Origin of the sequence: Citrobacter sp. Cy070 (assembly GCF_030332245.1) — a bacterium.
In the GTDB taxonomy this organism is placed as follows: Bacteria; Pseudomonadota; Gammaproteobacteria; order Enterobacterales; family Enterobacteriaceae; genus Citrobacter; species Citrobacter youngae.
Map to the genome: position 1 here is coordinate 111,893 of NZ_JAOWIG010000069.1, position 19,217 is coordinate 131,109.

A 19,217-nucleotide genomic window follows, 5' to 3' on the forward strand; every position below is an offset into this window, starting at 1 on the left:
TTATTCACTGAAGCGATTCAGTTTGCATCTTTTATTTACGCGGCAATATAGCCTTCCCGCCATAAATATAAATCAGGTTTAATAAACCAATCAGGAATAGCAATGAACGAATACTTTATGTTTGCCCTGGCACTCTCTCCGTTACTACTTATGGTATTTTTAATATTGAAATTGAAAATGCCTATCCATTATTCCGTGCTGATCTCTTTAGTATTCACCGCGGCGCTGTCGGCTGTGTTCTGGGAGATGCCCGTACAGAATCTAAAAGCCGCGATAGGCTATGGCGCACTGAAGGGATTATGGCCGATTGTGATTGTGATCCTCGGCGCCATCTTCAGTTATAACGTTATGCAGGCGACCAAAGCGCTGGATATTCTGCGCGATATTCTCGCCAGCATTAGCGAAGATAAGCGTATTCAGGTGCTGCTGATTTCATGGTGCTTTGGTGGATTTCTTGAAGCCGCGGCGGGTTATGGTACAGCAGTCGCCATTCCGATCGGTATTCTTATCGCACTGGGTTTCAACCCGCTGAAGGCGGCAATCGCCTCTCTGGTGGCAAATACCGTTCCCACTGCATTCGGCGCGGTCGGGATCCCGGTTTCTATTCTGGCAGAACAGGTTAACCTGCCGGTTTATACTCTGGGCGGAACCATTATTCTGCAGCTTGCGCTGTTTAATATCCTGCTGCCATTTGTGATTATCTGCATTATTGGCGGCGGTCTGAGAGCCATTCGCGGCGTATTTTTAATCACGCTGATTTGCGGTATTACCACGCTGGTTCCGCAGTATTTTGTCGCTATTCATCTCGGCGCTGAATTACCCGCCTTTGCCGGTAGCCTGGTCAGCCTGTTTGCCGTGGCGATGGTTAGCCGCCTGCGCAAAGGGCAAACCGATCCTGAATGGCGAATTGAAGTCAGCCATAACCGCGAAACCACTCCGCGTTCGGCAAAAGTGTTGTTCCGCGTGGGTTCTATCTATCTGTTTATTTTTGTCTTTATCCTGCTGTGTTCGCCGCTGTTCCCGACGATAAAAGGCGCAGCCTCACAACTGGCCTCGGTGCTGCATTTCACGCTTGCCGACGGCAAAACGCTGGCGCTGAAGGTTGAATGGGTGACCACGCCGGGGATGCTGATCATCTTTGCGACTATTATCGGCGGCTTTATTCAGGGGGCGTCCGCGCGCGGGATGCTGGAAGTGTTTATCAAAACCATTTTCCAGCTTAAAAATTCCATTGTGGCGATTATGGCGATCGTCGCACTGGCCACGGTGATGGATCTCAGCGGGATTATCTCCACACTGGCCCAGTCGATTGTCGATCTGACCGGCAGCTCATACGTCTTCCTCGCCCCGGTGATTGGCGCACTGGGCACGTTTGTTACCGGCAGCGATACCAACTCGAATATTCTGTTCGGCAAACTGCAAACTATTGCCGCCAGCAAACTGCATATCGACCCCAACTGGCTGGCGGCGGCCAACACCTCTGGCGCAACGGGAGGGAAAATGATTTCGCCGCAGAGTATCGCCATTGCGGTTTCAGCCACAAAAATGGACGGTCAGGCCAACCAGATTATGTCTGGCACCATGAAATACTGCTGTGCCTACATAGTGATCCTCGGCCTGAAAGTCGGTCTCTTTTATTACTGGTTTATGGCGTAAGCCATTGTCAACCCCGTCAAATTCGCGGCAATCGTATTTGACGCAATGGTGAACTAAAAGGTTTACACCGACCCGGAATCGGAACGACGTCACTGGCTTTACGATTTGTCGGCGCTGACTACAATAGCGCCGATGTTTCAAATCGAGGGTTGTTGTTATGTTGTTCTGGAAAAAGATGGTGAAGAAGTTCGACGCCTTTTCCGCGTTGATCCCACCACGCTACTTCCGCGTGTAACGCCAGATGGCGCTTCGCTTATCAGGCCTACGTTTAACGCTCTTTTGTAGGCCGGATAAGGCGCAAGCGCCGCATCCGGCAGCGACCGCAGAGTAAAGCACGTCTCCTTTCACTTACGCAGCCTGCACGCCCTTAACACCCTGACCCACAAACGAAGCCACGCAAAACGGTAGATCAGCGGATGCTGAAATCGTAGCAATGTGAGAAACATAACTCCCCCGCGCTAACGAAACGTTGGCAGCAGACCAAATACATCCAGAACAACCGTCAGATAGACAACCGCTCCGCAGATAATCACCAGGTTAAGCACGGTGTTATTACAGGGCGCGGTATAGCTGCTGGTTGGAAAACGCTTGCGCGCGGCTTTCACCAGGAACGGCGGCAGGATCACACTCCAGATGGTAAAGGCCAGACCGGCGTAACCAATCGCGTGCACAAAACCGTTCGGGAAGAAGAAGCACACGGCGGCTGGCGGGAAGTAGGTCACCAGCGCGGTTTTCAGGCGGCCCATGCCGTCGTCCGGGAAGTGAAACAGGTCGGCGATGTAATCGAACAGACCAAGCGTCGCCGCCAGCAGGGAACTGGCTACCGCGAAGTTGCCGAAAAAGGTGAGGATCAGATCCATATAACGGCTGGTGAACAGCCCGCTGATGGCCTCGACAAACACATCGATATTGCCGCCTTTGGCGATAATCGGCGGGAATGAGGAACGGCTGATGTTACCCATCGTCACGCCCAGCCAGAAAATATACAGCAGCAGAGCAAACAGCGTACCGATGATAATCGAACGCGTAATATTCGAGACTCCGCTTGTGCCATACAGTTTGACCAGGCTCGGCACGTTACCGTGAAAACCAAACGAGATGATGCAGAACGGCAGCGTCATCAGGATATACGGCAGATACTGCGAATTGGGCAGCGCAACCGCCACGCTGTCGATGAGTTTTGCCACTTCGATATGGCCAATCAGCCCGGAGAACGTGGCAAAGAACGCCACAAACTTACCGATAATCAGCACGGTAGTGATGCGTCCAACCAGTAGGGAGCTATACCAGGCAATCGCCCCTACCAGCATACTGACGATCACCACCGAGATATTCGCCGGAAAGCGCACGCCGCTGTATTTGAACACAGTTTGTGCCATCACCGCCGACGAACCGGAGATATAGGCATAGGTCAGAATATACAGCACAAAGCCGAAAGCGATACCCACCACGATATTCCACTTCCGGCCTAATAAATCCTGAGTAAAGGTATTAAAACTGGCACCGGCGCCATAATGCAGATTGACTTCAACCAGCATCAGACCGGTTAATAACATCATGATGGCGATAAAGAGAAGAATAACAGACGCACCGGGAAACCATACGCCGGCCATCGCAATCGGCAGGGAGAACATCCCGCCACCCACTACGGTTGCGATAACCAACATGGTTCCGCTAATCAGTCCGGGGGTACTACTCTGTCGCTCAATGGCATTAATATCCATGATAAATGTTCCTGTAGACTATTCGTTATAATTACAGCTGTCATTTGTACATCATGCGGATAATAAAAATGTCGGAGTCAGGGTTTACTTTTTTTTAGTTATGTCACGGTAACGGGCACCGCAAAGGCTTCCTGTTCATGGAAAAGGAATACAAAAAAGCCCCATCAGGTGATGGGGCCATAACTATTTTTAGATGTAATCAAAGCGTGCAGTAAAGAAACGCAACTGCTTCGGCTCGTAAATAAACTTCAGCCCGCGAATATCTTCTTTGTGCTGGTAAAGTTTAATAATACCGTCAGCTACGACATCCATATGTGCGTAGGTATAAACACGACGTGGAATAGTCAGACGCACGGTTTCCAGTTTCGGTCTGTGGTGCTCGCCGGTCACGTTATTACGGCCTGCAGAGATTATTCCGCGTTCCATACTGCGCACACCAGTTTCCACATAAATGCTCGCCGCCAGGCTTTGCGCCGGGAACTCGTCCTGCGTCAGATGCTCGCAGAAGCGACGCGCATCGAGGAATACCGCGTGACCGCCTACCGGTTCAACAATCGGTACGCCAGCGGCTTTCAGCTTATCGCCCAGGTAGCGAACCTGCTTCACGCGGTGCTCAATATATTCGTATTGCATGGCTTCGCGCAGGCCAATCGCCATGGCTTCCATATCACGTCCGGCCAGGCCGCCGTAAGATGGCATCCCTTCGTAGACCACGACTAACTCTTTGGCAGAAGAGAACATTTCGTCATCGTTCATGCACAGGAAACCGCCGATGTTCACCAGACAGTCTTTTTTACCACTCATGGTACAACCGTCGGCGTAGCTGAACATCTCATGCACGATCTCGGCGATGCTCTTGTTCTCAAAGCCCTGCTCTTGCTCTTTGATAAAGTAGGCGTTTTCCACGCAGCGGGTGGCGTCGTAGAACACTTTAATGCCGTGCGCTTCTGTCAGTTCACGCACCGCACGCATGTTGGCCATCGAGACCGGCTGCCCGCCTGCGAGGTTAACCGTCACCGCCAGGCAGATATACGCAATATTTTCTGCGCCTTTTTCATCAATCAGCTTTTGTAATTTTTTAAGATCGATATCACCTTTAAACGCAATATTCAGACCGGCATCGTGCGCTTCGTCACGAACGATATCGACAAACACCGCACCATTTTTTTCCTGGTGATAACGGGTGGTGGTGAAATACATATTCCCGGCAACATATTGCCCAGGTTTAATAGCCAACTGCGATAACAGGTTTTCTGCGCCACGCCCCTGGTGAGTCGGAACAATATGTTTAAAGCCGAACAGTTCCTGCACGGTTCTTTCCAGATGGTAGAAGTTTTCGCTGCCCGCGTAGGCTTCATCACCCATCATCATTCCGGCCCACTGCTTGTCGCTCATGGCGTTGGTGCCGCTGTCTGTCAGCAGGTCAATATAGATATCTTTCGAATTTAACAGGAAAGTATTGTAACCCGCTTCTTGCATTTTTATCAGGCGTTCATCACGCGGGATCATAGATACAGTTTCAACGCTTTTAATACGGAAGGGTTCTGCCGGATAATTCATTTTGTTTCTCCAGTAACAGTGGTCGTGTACGTATTAATGTGAAGTAAAGCATATCGTATTCATCAACAGAGATTGATGAAATATAACTATTCGCCGCCTGACACAGGGGGTGAAATAATGTGGAGGCACTATGCAAGATTTAATTGATTATGGAAATAGTCCGGTCAACATTAATCACTGGCAATAATTTAAAAAGCTGTAAATGTGAGTGATGCAAATCACACGTCATTTTTTTACCCGTTAATATTCAACAAGTTTTTTTTTGCGTTTCGATTTGCCATTCGCGGTAGTGCGCCCACTGAGGGGGGAAATACTGAAAACTTAACTTTCCAGGCTGTGCGCATAATGTATTCGTGAATGAGTACACCCCATTTTGTGAGAGTCGGATCACTTCACGGACTTATATTTGTGATTCACATCACCAAAAGTGTAAAGCAAAGTGTACAAAACGGTGTTGTTTCAGAGTTTACTATTTGCTTCAGTGAGTTAGATCGCATTTTTGGCCAGATGCCGACAGGCGTTGTTTTCTGGAAATGGCAGGTATTTAGCAGACTGGAGGTGAATGGATTTATACGGTGAATAATACCGGGTTTATTGGGATGAAGGCGTTTTCTATTTATTCCGAAAGCGTGCTATTCGCGCTTATTTCATATTATTTACATCTGGACTTTCCCCAGTTTACTGGCGTCATTTACAGGGGTTTTATTAGCGCGATGCAAAGGTGTTGGCGCACCAATGCATCGCTGATCGCAGTAACTATTAAAGGAGAATAGTCACCATGACTGATACGCATTGTATTGCAGTTTCATTTGATCCAGAAGTCCACGCCGCAGATAACCGTCGCCTGAAGGTGGGTTATGCGAGCCGTTATCCCGATTACAGCCGTATTCCGGTGAAGTACGTTCGGTTTCCGTCAATTGTGATGAAGGGCCAGTGGCTGAAAGCCGCCGGATTCGACACCGGCACCGACGTTGATGTGCGGGTAATGCAAGGCTGCATCGTATTAACCGCCCGCGCCGCCGAACCCGAAGAGTCAGAACTAATGAAATCCCTGCGCGCCGTGGAAAAGCTCTCTGCGCGCAAGCAAAAGCAGGTACTGGAGTTTATCGGGGTGATTGCGGGGAAAGCGTTGAAGGGGTGAGAGTGTGATTGTCATTGTAATTGTAATTGAGGCGCCTGTGGGCGCCTTTATTGAGGAAGCATTTTCATGTGATTTTTTATATCAGCACTAGAATATTTAGCTCAAGAATTAATATCTCTAATTAATAACCAATGTCGATATTCTTAATGTTATTTGAGAAACTGTTACTCAGGTCAACTATTTCACCATCTATTTTTGTTATTTACATGCTTTCATTTCTAGCCATCTTATTTTATTAAAGGATTGCCATGGCCGATATAGAAGGCATTGCAAGAAGGATCTATAACATTATCATTTCACCTGATACAGTCACAGGACTTATCAATGGTGGCCTGTCTGTTCCTTTAGATTATGGATATATGATTTACGGTGTCTTTGATACAGACAGCAGATTTAAACGAGAAACAGAACGTATTCGCATAATGACAGCCATAAAAAATGACATTCTAAATTATGAGAATATCGTCAATGCTGTTTCTCGCATCTTTCATCTTTTTAACAATTTCTTATCCGAACAGGCACAAGATAAAATATACAGAGTCGTTATTACATCTATAGCAGGAAGGATTATTGCAAATACAATCGCCTCAAACATTGCGAAAGCCGTTATCGAAAAAACATCTTTCACTTATGTTGTCTTTAAGGGTAAAGGTAATCCCATAACACTGTTAAGCACCTTCCTTTTATTGGGAGGTATGACCGAACGTTCTATCAGGACATCGGATGGCCTCAGTACAGATGCACCCGAGATATACGAGTTATTAAGACCTCATGACTACGATCTTCTTTATTTCCTTTTCATTGATGCAGTACAACCTTTCGTTGATGCTATACATGCTGGATATACAGAAGGCAAATCTACTTTTATAAAAATAATTGAGTTAGTGGGAGAACATTTAAACGGTAAGTCTAAGGACTGGTAACATGAAAAAACTTATCACCCTAATAATAAACTCATTGTTTTGTGGGTATGTTGCCACCCTTTGTTTAATTTCTCTCATCGAATTCGATTCATGGCAGGATAAAATCCTTGCCATTATTATCATCGTTGGAAGTGCTTATATTATCGCCTTTATAGCCAATAGGTTCTTACCAACAAAGATACACCTGATGGGGGGAGTTCTTGATCTATTATCCGGTCCATTGCTAATCGCAGGGGGCCTCGCCTGTTTCGCTTTTCTTGAACCCTGGCCCATAAAAATTATTGGAACATTCGTTTGGATTCTCATCATGCTTTATTTCCCTTCCCGTATAAATATAGATAAGGACTAATCATGTCAAACCCAGCCTATCTGTGGTTAACCGATGCAAATGGCTCCCCCGTAATGGGAAGCTCACAAGTCGCTGGACGCATTGGTGCTATTGAACTGAAAGCAGTCACTCATCACCTGTCTGTCCCTGTAGATGGGAATACAGGTAGACTGACAGGAACGCGTGTGCACGCGCCGATTACAATACAGAAGGAGTTTGATAAAACAACGCCCCTTTTGTATAAAGCGTTAAGTGAAAGCCAGACATTAAAATCAGCCACAATAAAAATGTATCAAATTCTGGAGGTTGGTATTGAAAGTGAATATTTTAATATCATTTTAGAAAATATAAAAGTGACAGGAATCACACCAAATTTATTCCCCGGTTCGGGAACAGGAACCCACAATGAAACTATTCAGCTAAGATATGAGGCTATTACATGGAAGCACTGCGATGGAAATATCATTTATAAGGATGCCTGGAATCACAGAGTAATTTCGTAACTGCCATTGAGTATTTCACCAGCACAGAAAAAATGTGCTGGTGGTGAAAGCATACGTTTTATGAACAAACGAGGTCATTCCTCTCTAATAAACAGTGAGATACACCACCAAAACTTTTGAGCAAACTGATACTGCCATTATTAGTCGTATAACCATTACCCAGACTTTGCCGATGCAATCAACATCTAATTGCGCCAGTGTCCTCTGTAAGCATACAGTCAATCATACAACCAGTGACCTGCTCTGGCTGACTCTGCAAACATTCGCACAGTAAGCGGTTTTGACACTTGTTTGATGGTTTCGTTGGTAAACCACTTTCGATAGATCGCTTCTCTTTCCCACGGGTAATAGGCCTCGAAATCAATGACTGAAACATCAACGTTATATTTCTCTCTAAAATCATCAATGGCATACGGTAATTCATCCCATTCAGCGTAACCTTGCAACGGCGTATCGAGTTCAATCGGGATAGGCTTGAAAATAAACGTTACTGCGAGAGATAACTCCCCCCGAAAAAATTCCAACACCTCGTTATTCGTCACCATCGAAGATCCTTCGATATGCAATAATTTGCTTACTTATCGTACTCCTGCGTCTCCAGTTCTGGGAACGGTAACCGCCATGGCGTATGTGTTTTTCAGAAAACATAAAAGTGACGTTGATAGCGCATCTACCCGTCTTTGCTTGATCAGGTGATATTTTGCGAGCATCATCGCAATTATTTACCCGATAATGAAATCAATGACTTCCAGTAAAACCCTGCAACAGGCAATTGCCGACATCACCATCTGGCGTAAAGGCGAGCAGCGTGCTCCGCACAAGCCTCTGCTGCTGCTTCATGTGCTGGCAGGTTATCAGCAGGGACATGGTCGCCTGTTTGACTACGGTTCGGAAGTTCGCGACCCGTTGCAAAGCCTGCTGGAGCGATTTGGGCCACAGCGCGCGCAATACCGCCCGGATATGCCTTTCTGGCGCTTACAGGGAGATGGGTTCTGGGAGCTACAAAACGCCGAGCACTGTTCAACATCCGGTAGCAGCAAGCAGCCCCCTGCCGGGGAACTGGTAACGCACAACGTTGCCGGAGGTTTTGATGAACAACATTTTGCCCTGCTGAAAAAGAGCAAAAACCTCATTAATTCCCTGGCCCAGCAAATCCTCGAGGCGCACTTCACCGAAAGCATTCAGGAAGAGATCGCGGATGAACTGGGATTTGATATCCTGCAAATCCGCAAACATCGGGACCCATTTTTCCGCCAGCAGGTTCTGCGTGCCTATAACTACGAATGCGCCATTTGTGGCTTCAATATGCGCCACGATAGCACTTCAGTTGCGTTAGAAGCTGCCCATATCAAATGGAAACAGCACGGCGGCCCGTGCGAGACTTCAAACGGCCTGGCGCTGTGCGCAATCCACCATAAAGCCTTTGATAAAGGTTCGATTGGGCTGGATGAGCGTATGCGGATTCAGGTATCTCCCGCAGTGAATGGCAGCGGCATGGTGGGCAGACTGTTCTGGGATTTCGACGGTAAATCGATAGCGCTGCCGATGATGCGCGAGAATTACCCAAAAGAAGGGTTTGTGGAGTGGCACAGGAAGGAGGTGTTTAGAGGGTGAGTGCGAAGGCCGGACTCGCCTTTCTAAGTTAATCATCTGAATTTTAAGCGATTAATATATAGATAATTGATGTTATATACTTACATGTATACTCAACTGTTTCCCTTCGAAAATCAGCGTAGTCACAAAACTCCTGAATCATCTCACCGACGATGTAGCGATTATACTCGATAGAATAGTTTCAGCTAGGAACATTTTCCTTTCCAATAACAAACCAACAACTAGCACTTCCACAACAATGCTAATGCTTTCTATCTTACTCCGGCAGAAAAGTGCTCCTGTAAACAAATCAATATGTTATCTTCAGTAAATTTAAGGTTGAGAAGAGAAAGATGATGTTTACAATGTTAAAAGATTTTCTTAGTATCCCAGTTATCGCAAGTGTTATCCTTGCCATTCTCGCCTCAATAGTGAAAAAGTATACACACTTCAGTCGAAGAGATTTCTTTTCTCTTTCCCCTTTAGAGCAGATCGAAGCTGTCAAATGGCTAAGACAATCAAAAGCAGCATCTTCAGATCCACTAGATATGGCTGAACAACAATTTCGCTTACTATCATTAGGTCTACATAGAGATCGAGATTTATCTTACAGGCTAGTGGCTTTTCACTCTAGCCACTCACAAATATATATTCAATCGTTAAAGGCAATATTACGGTGGCCGGGGTTATATAACATCGACGATGGCAAGATATATCCCCACAGCCATTTAAAGTGGGATCTGCCACTCATGCTGATTGTTATACTGACCATTATGGGTTCAGAGGTAATTGAAAGCTACTCACGTGAGGATGTCAGTCAATTTATTCTTTTCTTGACTGTCACCTTGGCTGCGCTAATCCCATGGTTTTGGGTGTTATCCTGTACCCTCAAGATATTTAGCATCAGTAAAAAACTGAACGCATATACTCCACCAACCATTGGGGCTGAAGCTAGTAAAGAGGATTTCAGCTCAATTCTCAATAACAAATACCCTTAAAGCCAGCTATGTTTTATAGGATATAAACTATGCTTTATAAATACATAGCACCTGCCACTATTGGCAGGTGCTATGTATATTTTATAAATTGGGTGAAGACTGATGCTTTAAGTCAAAAAAACTGCTCAGAACTCTCACAAAACAGCATCATTAAGACTTCGTCGCAATAAACCAATTGCCTGTCGTGCTTGCAGGATATCTACCGCCAGAAGATAAGGTGATTGTTCCTGCCAGCTAAATCCTCTGCGATCGATACGAACCAGTTCGTACTTCTCCACCAGAAAGTTAACAGCATTAGCCAGACTGATACCAGCATCAATATATTCCTTAATAACAGTTTCATCACTGAACGGCGTGTCGTTCAGTGTCAGGCCATAGTGTTGTTCCAGCAGGCGTGTCAGTAACATTTGCCAGACAGCCACTGGCGACAGACAGGGCTTCGCCGCCCGCGAAATTGTAGCAGGTAGAGTTTTCATACTTGCTCTCGTGAAATTAGTTAGCGTTGAGTGGGATAAACTGCGATGTATACGTAGCCGCAACTGCCAAGGGTGTCGGCTTCGCAGGTAAAACCGTTGTGGTAAAGGGTGACGCAGTGGGCATGCCGAGGATTCATTTCACCAGTGGTCAGCATCGATTCCATCTGACTGATAAAATGCGGAAATACCACATCCAGCTTAAGACATTCGGCGTCACTGAATTTACCGGTGATGCTGGCCCGGTCAGCCAGATAATGCAGCCGGTTCCCCTCCTGCACCAGACGGGCTCCAAGGCGTGGCGTGATATCCCGCTGCAGTCCCCATGTGACATGACTTCTCATCGGGCTTCTCCTTTATTGTCAGTTCAGGGTGATACTCATCAGACAGGCATAAGGTCCGTTGCGGTCCTGGCGGCGTTCAGCGTATACAGCCAGCACGCCGGGAATGTCAGGAACCACCTTACCGGTGTAATGACAGACACTGCCGTGCCACTGGTATCTGCCAGTGCAGTATCGAAAAATGCGGGAGGCCGGTTGCTGACGGTAAATCGTCATCGCCCGGCGTTTACTGATAATTTTCATGTAATACCTCAAAGCAGACCATGTTCAGCGAACGACAATATCTGCGTGCCACCAACGATAAGGTGGTCAGGCACACGGATATCAACGAGCTGGAGCGCCTGCACCAGACGCTGCGTGACAGCTTTGTCAGCCTGACTGGGTGTGGTGTCGCCGGAAGGGTGGTTATGCGCCAGTATCACTGCTGCCGCATTGAAATAAAGAGCGCGTTTGACCACCTCACGGGGATGTACCTCAGTGCTGCTAATGGAACCGGCAAACAGGGTTTCGTGGGCAATCAACTGGTTCTGCTGGTTCAGGTACAGCGCCATAAACTCTTCGCGCTCCAGTCCCGCCATTTTCAGTTTCAGCCAGTCACGGGCAGCCTGAGTGGAGGTGAATGCCACTCCTGTTTCGCGCAGGTGGCGGTCAAGCAGCGTTAAGGCGCGTTTTACCGTGCGTTGCGCGGCTAGTGGGAGTACCGAAGCCGGTGGGGTAAGTGACTGTTCCATCATGTGTATCCTCAATCAATAATGCTCAGAATGACGCTGGATTCAGGGTGCTGCAGGGCGTAATCCCGCAGGCGGTAATAGTGCTCAGTCATGGCATCACATTCGGTGCGACAGGCGTGATAGCTGTATTCAATGAGGCAGACAGCGATACCTGCGGCTTCCGTGCTCATTTCCGCACCATTGCCGTTCATACCGTTGAACAGATGCCATTTATCGTCACTGTCATCATCAGGGGCCATAAACGCTCCGCCATTGCTGAGCATGTAAAAGGACCAGATACCACCGCTGTACTCATCACAGAAGCGGTCCATCCAGGCGAAAATGCGGGGCTCCAAGATTGTCCACTGCGGAATGGAACCAAAGTGTGTCGGCCAGAATGAGAGCCGCTGACGATCGGGTACAACAGAGGCGGTAATACCTGTCGCTGGCGATTGTTCCTGCAAGGGCGTAACGCTATTGCTATTTAATGAGTTCATGATGTTTCTCCGAAATAAAAAGCCAGCGACTGTGCGCTGGCGTGAAGTTGATTACATAACGTTAAAAACAAAAAGCCCCTGCTGCATAAGCAACAGGGGCCGAATGAGAGTGGTTATCTCTGTTTTAGTGGGCCGTGCTATCAGAAAGCGACTTTCAGTGTGGCCTGCCCGTTGTAACCGTCAGCGCTGTTACCGCTGACGCTACGGGTATAGCCTCCCTGAATACCAAGCGTCACGTTCTGGCGGATAAGTGTATCGATACCCGCCTGGAGATCAACCGCTGTGCCATCCTGAGACGGGGTAAAGGTAACATTACTTCCCGCCGTGGCCGTTCCCATGCTCAGATCGCCGTCTGAGCTGAAGGTGCGAATAACAGATGGACGAACCCACCAGTTAACCGGCAGTTCACTTACGCTGTGTTTCATGCTGTCGCCAGAACCTGCTTGTGTGGAAGTGCCGTTACCGAAGGCCATCTCCGACTGGCTACCGAAGCGAAAACCGGCGCGAATATGCTGTGCGCTACCGTCACCGAAGTTCACGTAGCCGCCATTGTCATGGCCGTTATTCAGAAACAGCCCCTGCCAGATATACTGAAGCTGCGGCTCCAGTATCAGGCCACTGGTCACACTGAACGGCAGGCCCGTTTCCAGCGAACCCAGCCAGCCCCAGCCGTGGGTAGCGAAACTGTCTGCATCAGACGTCGCTTTCAGGTTATGACGGGAGCCCTGAGCCACCACATCTGTCCACAGGCCGCTGGCGGCATGCACGGCGGTCAGATAACCGCCCAGGCTGTACACATCATCACGGGCACTCCCGGCACGGGAGCGGTCATCGTCTTTTATATCAACTGAAGAATGTCCCGCTGCACCATACACACCGGCTTTCAGCAAAGAGCTGCTCAGCAAGTCGCTGCCCAGTTGTACAAAGCCGTAGCTGCCGCTGCTTTCCGGTATCGCACCCTGCGCAATTCCGCCGTTATTTTCATGTCCCATATGACCGCCCTGGATGCGCCCCCAGACTTTGCTGCCACCTTTGACCGCACTGCGCTGGTTGTAGCTGCCTGCCAGTACGCGGTCATAGTCCATGCTCTGCGCAAACAGCGAAGCATAAAGCGCAACTTCAGCACGATAACCAGCTTCGCTGGTCAGATACCAGTTTTCATCCGCAGCACCGTGGTTCAGGATGTAGTTATACGCACCTGCCTGCAGCTTGCTGCCAAGCTCAAAGGCCCCGGCATCCGTCGTGGCACCGTTAATCGCATCCACTACTTTGATACCGTCCCCCATGGTAGCGAGACCCAGCCCCGCATCACCGGCATTGGTGAAATTCAGCCAGGTTTTACCCGTTGCCTGCCCGCCATCAATAACCAGCATATCAGCCGGGAAGTCTGGGTTAGCCAGATTAATGCTCATGTTAATGGTGCCACCCTGGCCGACAAGGTTTGTCGTGGTGAGCTTGCGGGGAGTAAAGGTAATATCAGAGGGAGCAGCAAACAGGCGAGTTCTGGCGGCATCGCTTTGCTCAGGCGCGAAGGTTATCGTACCGGCATTTTCAATGGTGCCGGTACTGATGACATCCCCCGTAATCGTCAGGTTTGCATGCTCAGCCAGGCTGGTGGTTCCGGCCAGCCCACCGCCATTTCCCACACTCAGCTCGCCGCCGCTGCCAACGGCGGTATTTTCCGCTATCGCACCGGATTTAACGCTAAAGTGACCGCCGTTTTCCAACCAGAGCCCACTGGCTTTGCCAGATGCAGCATCAATACTGAATTCACCATGCGCGTTTGTACCGCTGACCGTTGAACCGCTGTCGGCAATCAGGGCACCGCCCTCATTTATGGTCACGTTTGTCGCCGTTCCGCCGTTGTTAACCGCCAGCACACCGCCCTTATCGACCATTGTTGTGTCTGCGGCATTGTCAGTGAGGACATCCAGTCGCCCCCCATTTTCCAGCACCACATTGCTTGCGTTACCGGAAACCGAATCAACACTGAAGCTGCCTAGCCGGTTGGTGCCGGACACATCCGCAGCCGTATTTGTCACCAGCGCTCCACCGGCATTAATAATGACATCTGAGGCTTTGCCACCCGCCACCACGCTGAGTCTGCCGCTGTTATTGACCGTGGTATCGCTGACCTGAGCGCCGTCCTTAACTACCTGCCAGCCACCGTTGTTGATGATGGTATCCGTTGCTGCCGCACCGGAATGAACGTACTGATAGCCGCCATTTAGCGTGGTATTTTCTGCACTGCCATGAACGCTCTGGTCACCGCCAGCATTCACCGTCGTAGCGACGACGGTCCCTTGCTCGAAAACAACCTGGCGGCCATTTTCATTGATGGTTGTATTTGTTGCGGTACCAGAAACAAACATCCCGTCGCTGTTTTCCGCATCCGGCCCCCCCTGTGCGCCGGTATTCACGACGGTGCCAATTGCCTGAGCACCTTCTTTAATCAGCTGATAACCGCCTTCATTAATGACGGTACCGGTGGCAACCCCGCCGGAATGTACCCATTGCTCGCCACCGTTCAGTACCGTACCGGAAGACTGACCGTGTACGCTTTGACCACCACCGGAATTTATCGTTGTATCGCTGGCACTGCCGCCTGCAAGCACCGCCTGAAGACCGTTACTGTTTATGCTGGTGTGGTTTGCTACGCCACCATCCTGTACGAACTGGCCGCCCTGGTTGTTATCTTCATCATCGCTGCCATACTCCAGGCCCGTGTTAATGGTGGTGTTATTCGCCTGCCCGTAAACCAGCTGCGTGTCGTTGTTGATGATAACCACCCCGTCAGCCGTCTCTCCGACAGGTACGGAGGTCTCTGCCGCCAGTGCTGTACCAGAGGACAGTCCGGCAACGGCCAGTGTGAGTACTGCGCCAGTACGCTTTCCTTTTGCTTTTGCCAGTTCTGAAACAACCACAAATGCGCCAAGAACTTCGTTCCAGACCAGCCGATAACTGGTATTCAGATTTCGCTTCATCGTATTAACCTTGTTGTGTGTAAATAAAAAAGCCAGCATCCACTCTCAGGGTGAGGTAAATGCATTCAGCGACTGCTGGATGCAGCGGAAATGCGGCAGAGCCCGGGCAAAACCGGTATTCTCTGCCATCCGCCAGAGCCTCTCGTTACGTCTGAATATCTCCGTTGTGGGCTGTACCACATGGATTTCATTCAGGGTGAAAACAGCCGGGCGCTCCTGATATTCAGCGATCAGGTACCAGTGACCTTCCTGCATCATCAGCCGATACGGTGCCAGCCGTTCGCAACGCTGTCCGTCAGCAAGCAGCGTGACGCGATAGCAGGCGGTAATGGCTTTGACCAGACGATAGAATGACAGTGACGCTGACGGGCTGGTTATACCCACAGCTTCACCCGCCAGACAGGGCGCGTCGTTGCAGTTCAGCAGCAGGCTGACCAGTCGACGGTCCAGCCCCGGAAACAGATCGGCTACACCTGTACGGTGAGCGAAGGTCAGCACATCCAGCTCGGCCTGCGCACCACTCACCCCCGTCCGCAGGCGGTAACAACCGTTGCTACATTCAAGATCCAGATACATCAGCCGTTCACGAAAATCGCGGTACAGAGTACGTGCAGATACACCAAACTCTGCGGTCAGCCTGCGCATATCCAGCGTTTCACCTGCGACGAGGCGACTGATAATCAGCGACAGCCTGATCGCCAGCCTGTCGTGGCGGCGCTCTGTCTGTGTCATTATCATTTCTCCATACGAGTTAACTGACTGAAAGGGTTATGATTCTAAAGAAGGGGTCTGACAGGGTATGTCCGGGGCAATAACTATTTTTCGATGGACAGGAAGCCACTGATCACTGGGTAAGCCGGGGTTTTTGTTCAATTAATCAGCAACACAAGAAGAGGTGAATTGACAGGGCATGTCATTCTTTAACGAGGCATTAACTTTTCAGATGCAGAACCTGAATTTAAACAGACTGAAACTGTGACAACATCGTTTCCGCCATCACCCACAGCGCACGGTTGAGTTTTACGTCCCCGTCAATGCCACGCACCGCACGGGTATGCGTTCGTCCGCCTTTAGCATTGCGTCCACTAAGCCCGCCCTTAATCAGGTTTTCCTGTACACGCTGATAAGTGGTCCACAGATCATTGCTCTCATCCTGCCAGCGGCGTGGGGAGAGTATCTGCGATTCAGTAACAGGCTGGTGGTCCTCACCAAAGCGATACGTAAGCGCTGCTTTCGCAAGTGCCTGCTGCGCAGGTGGCGGTAGCATCAGAGACTGCATGGCATCGCGTTTCTCTTCCACCCGATCAAAAATCCCAAGCACTTCATAAGCCCCTTCAATCACCTGACTCACCACATCACCTTTATGTGGTACCCTCACCTCACCAAACGACTCACCGCAGACAAGCCCGTTCTGACACACCGCACGAAATAATCCCGGCAGCATTTGATACGAACTGGTGCCATCATGAGAGTTAAGCAGAATGATTTCCGGCACCTGTTTACCTGTAATTTGCCCCTCCCGCCGCAGGCGAAGCATGTGCCTGGTGTGTTCCCGACGCCCCGGGTCACGCACGCGGGTCTGACAGGCAAAGAATGGCTGAAAACCTTCGCGCTGCAGGCTGTCCAGCAGGGAGATAGTTGGAATATAGGTATAACGTTCGCTGCGGGATTCGTGTTTGTCCTGGCTGAAAACGCTGGGCACCACACGAAACAGTTCTTCGCGGGTTAACGGACGGTCACGACGGATAAGATTTGCTGCGCCAAAGCGCGAAGCCAGACGGGTCATAAGCAGACTCCTCATAACGGAAAACAATAATAGAAAGCCCTGCCGCACAGGCGACAGGGCTCATGGAATAACAGGTTGGAATTAAACGCTCAGAAGAAGAAATCCCAGACAGCACGGGCCACTGATACCACGGTGGTGCGCATGGCCTGAATGATGGTCCGCACCGGAGTCGGTATCAGCGGGAAAGTACTCACCGTATCCAGCACCGCACCGATAGTTTCACCAAAATCAACGCGCGCTTTTTCCTGGACTACTGTTGTGCGAAAGGGAGACTGCAGTTGCGCGACCACCGGGCTGCTGGCCTCGCGCGGCAGGCAGCGAATCATTCTCTCCGCCATTGTTCGTAATCCCCACTTAGCCCGGACCGATACGGCACATACAGGATGAACAGGCTGGAACAATTCATGCAGCAGGCAAATTTTACGGCTAATGTTTTGCTTCTGCTCTGTGGATAAGTAACCGCCACCGCTAGTGGGTTCGGTCTTGTCCGACTGACTAATAACAAACAGCACCTTATGCCGGTACGACTCACCAATTATCTGATGATAAAAATGCTCATCCACCGCCAGCGCCCGATCATCGGCCTTGATCAGCCACAGCACCAGGTCGAGCCGGGGAAGCTGATCACGGTACAGCCCGTCATACTCGCTATCGCGTGCACTACTTTCCCCTACGCCGGGCAAGTCTACCAACGTCATAACGCGCTCGCCAACCTGAAGGCGAAAGCGCAGAGGTTCCCGGGTGCAGGCTACCACATCGCTGACAGGAGATACCTCACCAGCAAACAGGGCATTGCAAAGGCTACTTTTGCCTGCTCCCGTTTTACCCATAATACCTATAACCGGTTCATACTCAGTTATCTGTCTTATTTGTTGCAATAAATGCTCAGTAACCCATTCAGGTAATCCAGATACCGGCTTTAGCAAAGAAGAATAACCGTATTTATTTTTCATAACACCCCCCTCTTATTGATAATAAAAAGGCAGCTTACATGGCTGCCTTTTTGAATCCTTCATGGGGATGATATATATCCAAAAAAACATTCAGCGTGGATTCAATTTTTGCCTCCATGCCAGATGAATAGCATATTCAATAACTCTGGCATTTGAGATCCCTTCTCTCACAGATATATCACGAAGCTTATCATGAGTCTCCTGAGAAATGATCACGTTAAGGGCTTTATTTTTATCTGCACGCTTCTTCTCTCGGCTTTTCTGTGTGCTCAATGCACTTTTAAATTTCCTTATGAATAGTTCTCTTTCTGCTTCAGTTCTAAAAACATCCTCACGCCAGATAAAATATGACGCATAACAGTATGCGATTTTTTCTTCTGTTCCTTCAGCATGCCGATACTTTTGCAAGGTAATATTGTTTTCCTGCAAATAGTTCAGCAACCAGTCAATGGTCACCCCTGCCTTCCCATTAACATCAGAAAATAAATTTCTCTTTGTGATCAATTCATTCCACTCATTATGTAATTTTAGGATGTATTGTCTGGTATTTCCTTCAGAAATGCTTCTTACAACTTTATCTTTGATAAGCCGCACCCGAAGATTATGGACCGGCGGAATATCGAATCCTAAAGTGAATGGTTCATTTAACAGAGAATTTCCTGCCTGAACAGGGAAAGTGTTTTTATAGGGTGCATAACCCGCGGTAACGTGATCTTGATCTGTTTTACAAAGTAACCAATAACTAGCCCTGGAGTCTGTGGTGAACCATTCAAGCTCATCTTCACATGGAATCTCTTTTTTAGCCTCAACCCGGGTGTTATTGATAAAAGTATCTACTTCTCTTTCGGAACCTTTATTCCCACTCAATAATAAATTGCGCACTCTCTTTTCATAGTTTGCAAGATTTGCTTCGGACGACTCAGGAGGAATATCAACCTCGAATTTCTTTAATTTAAAGTACAAAAATAAGGTAATGACTCCAACTTATTGATAGTGTTTTATGTTCAGATAATGCCCGATGACTTTGTCATGCAGCTCCACCGATTT

At 48.9% G+C, this 19,217-nt stretch carries 21 protein-coding genes; 7 read left to right on the forward strand and 14 right to left on the reverse strand.

What is annotated here, in order from left to right:
* Nucleotides 1-102: 102 nt before the first annotated feature.
* A complete protein-coding gene (locus OGY19_RS12965; protein ID WP_086523567.1) occupies nucleotides 103-1,656 on the forward strand; it encodes an L-lactate permease in 1,554 nt (517 codons plus the stop codon).
* A 458-nt stretch (nucleotides 1,657-2,114) separates the two neighbouring features.
* On the opposite strand, the gene OGY19_RS12970 is transcribed toward OGY19_RS12965, so the two are convergent.
* Nucleotides 2,115-3,380 (reverse strand): aromatic amino acid transporter, encoded by a 1,266-nt coding sequence (locus OGY19_RS12970; protein ID WP_061067148.1) that lies wholly within the window; start codon nucleotides 3,378-3,380, stop codon nucleotides 2,115-2,117.
* A gap of 189 nt (nucleotides 3,381-3,569) precedes the next feature.
* The gene (locus OGY19_RS12975; protein WP_061067147.1) at nucleotides 3,570-4,940 is read right to left on the reverse strand and encodes a tyrosine phenol-lyase; all 1,371 of its coding nucleotides are present in this window, start codon (nucleotides 4,938-4,940) and stop codon (nucleotides 3,570-3,572) included.
* A gap of 778 nt (nucleotides 4,941-5,718) precedes the next feature.
* Between OGY19_RS12975 and symE the strand changes: the two genes are divergently transcribed.
* From symE to OGY19_RS12995, 4 genes are all read left to right on the forward strand, one after another.
* The gene (gene symE / locus OGY19_RS12980; RefSeq protein ID WP_005134143.1) at nucleotides 5,719-6,081 is read left to right on the forward strand and encodes an endoribonuclease SymE; all 363 of its coding nucleotides are present in this window, start codon (nucleotides 5,719-5,721) and stop codon (nucleotides 6,079-6,081) included.
* 248 nt (nucleotides 6,082-6,329) lie between these two features.
* Nucleotides 6,330-7,004, forward strand: a complete 675-nt coding sequence (locus OGY19_RS12985; RefSeq protein WP_115601055.1) for an Ssp6 family T6SS pore-forming effector — start codon at nucleotides 6,330-6,332, stop codon at nucleotides 7,002-7,004.
* Between the two features lies 1 nt (nucleotide 7,005).
* Nucleotides 7,006-7,353, forward strand: coding sequence for a hypothetical protein (locus OGY19_RS12990; protein ID WP_061067144.1), 348 nt, complete (start codon nucleotides 7,006-7,008; stop codon nucleotides 7,351-7,353).
* A 2-nt stretch (nucleotides 7,354-7,355) separates the two neighbouring features.
* A complete protein-coding gene (locus OGY19_RS12995; RefSeq protein ID WP_199946147.1) occupies nucleotides 7,356-7,835 on the forward strand; it encodes an Hcp family type VI secretion system effector in 480 nt (159 codons plus the stop codon).
* 218 nt (nucleotides 7,836-8,053) lie between these two features.
* On the opposite strand, the gene OGY19_RS13000 is transcribed toward OGY19_RS12995, so the two are convergent.
* A complete protein-coding gene (locus OGY19_RS13000) occupies nucleotides 8,054-8,380 on the reverse strand; it encodes a DUF1493 family protein (RefSeq protein WP_115601056.1) in 327 nt (108 codons plus the stop codon).
* Nucleotides 8,381-8,576: 196 nt separating this feature from the next.
* Between OGY19_RS13000 and OGY19_RS13005 the strand changes: the two genes are divergently transcribed.
* On the forward strand, nucleotides 8,577-9,449 hold the full coding sequence (locus tag OGY19_RS13005; RefSeq protein ID WP_115601057.1) for a phosphorothioated DNA-binding restriction endonuclease: 873 nt from the start codon (nucleotides 8,577-8,579) through the stop codon (nucleotides 9,447-9,449).
* 332 nt (nucleotides 9,450-9,781) lie between these two features.
* Nucleotides 9,782-10,426 carry a hypothetical protein gene (locus OGY19_RS13010; protein WP_279266229.1) on the forward strand — a complete coding sequence of 215 codons (645 nt, stop codon included), beginning with the start codon at nucleotides 9,782-9,784 and terminating at the stop codon, nucleotides 10,424-10,426.
* A 134-nt stretch (nucleotides 10,427-10,560) separates the two neighbouring features.
* Here the strand turns inward: OGY19_RS13010 and OGY19_RS13015 are convergent, their stop codons facing one another.
* The 11 genes from OGY19_RS13015 to OGY19_RS13065 form a co-directional block, all read right to left on the reverse strand.
* Nucleotides 10,561-10,902 (reverse strand): TA system toxin CbtA family protein, encoded by a 342-nt coding sequence (locus tag OGY19_RS13015; protein WP_114263376.1) that lies wholly within the window; start codon nucleotides 10,900-10,902, stop codon nucleotides 10,561-10,563.
* A 20-nt stretch (nucleotides 10,903-10,922) separates the two neighbouring features.
* Complete coding sequence (locus OGY19_RS13020; RefSeq protein WP_114263375.1) at nucleotides 10,923-11,243, reverse strand: type IV toxin-antitoxin system YeeU family antitoxin; 321 nt, start codon at nucleotides 11,241-11,243, stop codon at nucleotides 10,923-10,925.
* Between the two features lie 18 nt (nucleotides 11,244-11,261).
* On the reverse strand, nucleotides 11,262-11,483 hold the full coding sequence (locus OGY19_RS13025) for a DUF987 domain-containing protein (RefSeq protein ID WP_279266230.1): 222 nt from the start codon (nucleotides 11,481-11,483) through the stop codon (nucleotides 11,262-11,264).
* An 8-nt stretch (nucleotides 11,484-11,491) separates the two neighbouring features.
* Nucleotides 11,492-11,974: a RadC family protein gene (radC, locus tag OGY19_RS13030; RefSeq protein WP_114263374.1), complete on the reverse strand. Its 483-nt coding sequence runs from the start codon at nucleotides 11,972-11,974 to the stop codon at nucleotides 11,492-11,494.
* 8 nt (nucleotides 11,975-11,982) lie between these two features.
* A complete protein-coding gene (locus tag OGY19_RS13035; RefSeq protein ID WP_279266231.1) occupies nucleotides 11,983-12,447 on the reverse strand; it encodes an antirestriction protein in 465 nt (154 codons plus the stop codon).
* Between the two features lie 140 nt (nucleotides 12,448-12,587).
* Complete coding sequence (locus OGY19_RS13040) at nucleotides 12,588-15,431, reverse strand: Ag43/Cah family autotransporter adhesin (RefSeq protein WP_286596588.1); 2,844 nt, start codon at nucleotides 15,429-15,431, stop codon at nucleotides 12,588-12,590.
* Between the two features lie 45 nt (nucleotides 15,432-15,476).
* Nucleotides 15,477-16,163, reverse strand: coding sequence for a WYL domain-containing protein (locus tag OGY19_RS13045; protein ID WP_047738081.1), 687 nt, complete (start codon nucleotides 16,161-16,163; stop codon nucleotides 15,477-15,479).
* Nucleotides 16,164-16,389: 226 nt separating this feature from the next.
* Nucleotides 16,390-17,217, reverse strand: coding sequence for a DUF932 domain-containing protein (locus OGY19_RS13050; protein ID WP_047738083.1), 828 nt, complete (start codon nucleotides 17,215-17,217; stop codon nucleotides 16,390-16,392).
* Nucleotides 17,218-17,306: 89 nt separating this feature from the next.
* Entirely contained in the window at nucleotides 17,307-18,170 is an 864-nt protein-coding gene (locus OGY19_RS13055; RefSeq protein WP_101743940.1) for a GTPase family protein, read from the reverse strand.
* 90 nt (nucleotides 18,171-18,260) lie between these two features.
* Nucleotides 18,261-19,052: a hypothetical protein gene (locus tag OGY19_RS13060; protein WP_286596591.1), complete on the reverse strand. Its 792-nt coding sequence runs from the start codon at nucleotides 19,050-19,052 to the stop codon at nucleotides 18,261-18,263.
* Between the two features lie 102 nt (nucleotides 19,053-19,154).
* The coding region (locus tag OGY19_RS13065) for an IS1 family transposase (RefSeq protein WP_071603212.1) at nucleotides 19,155-19,217 on the reverse strand (63 nt) is incomplete at its 5' end.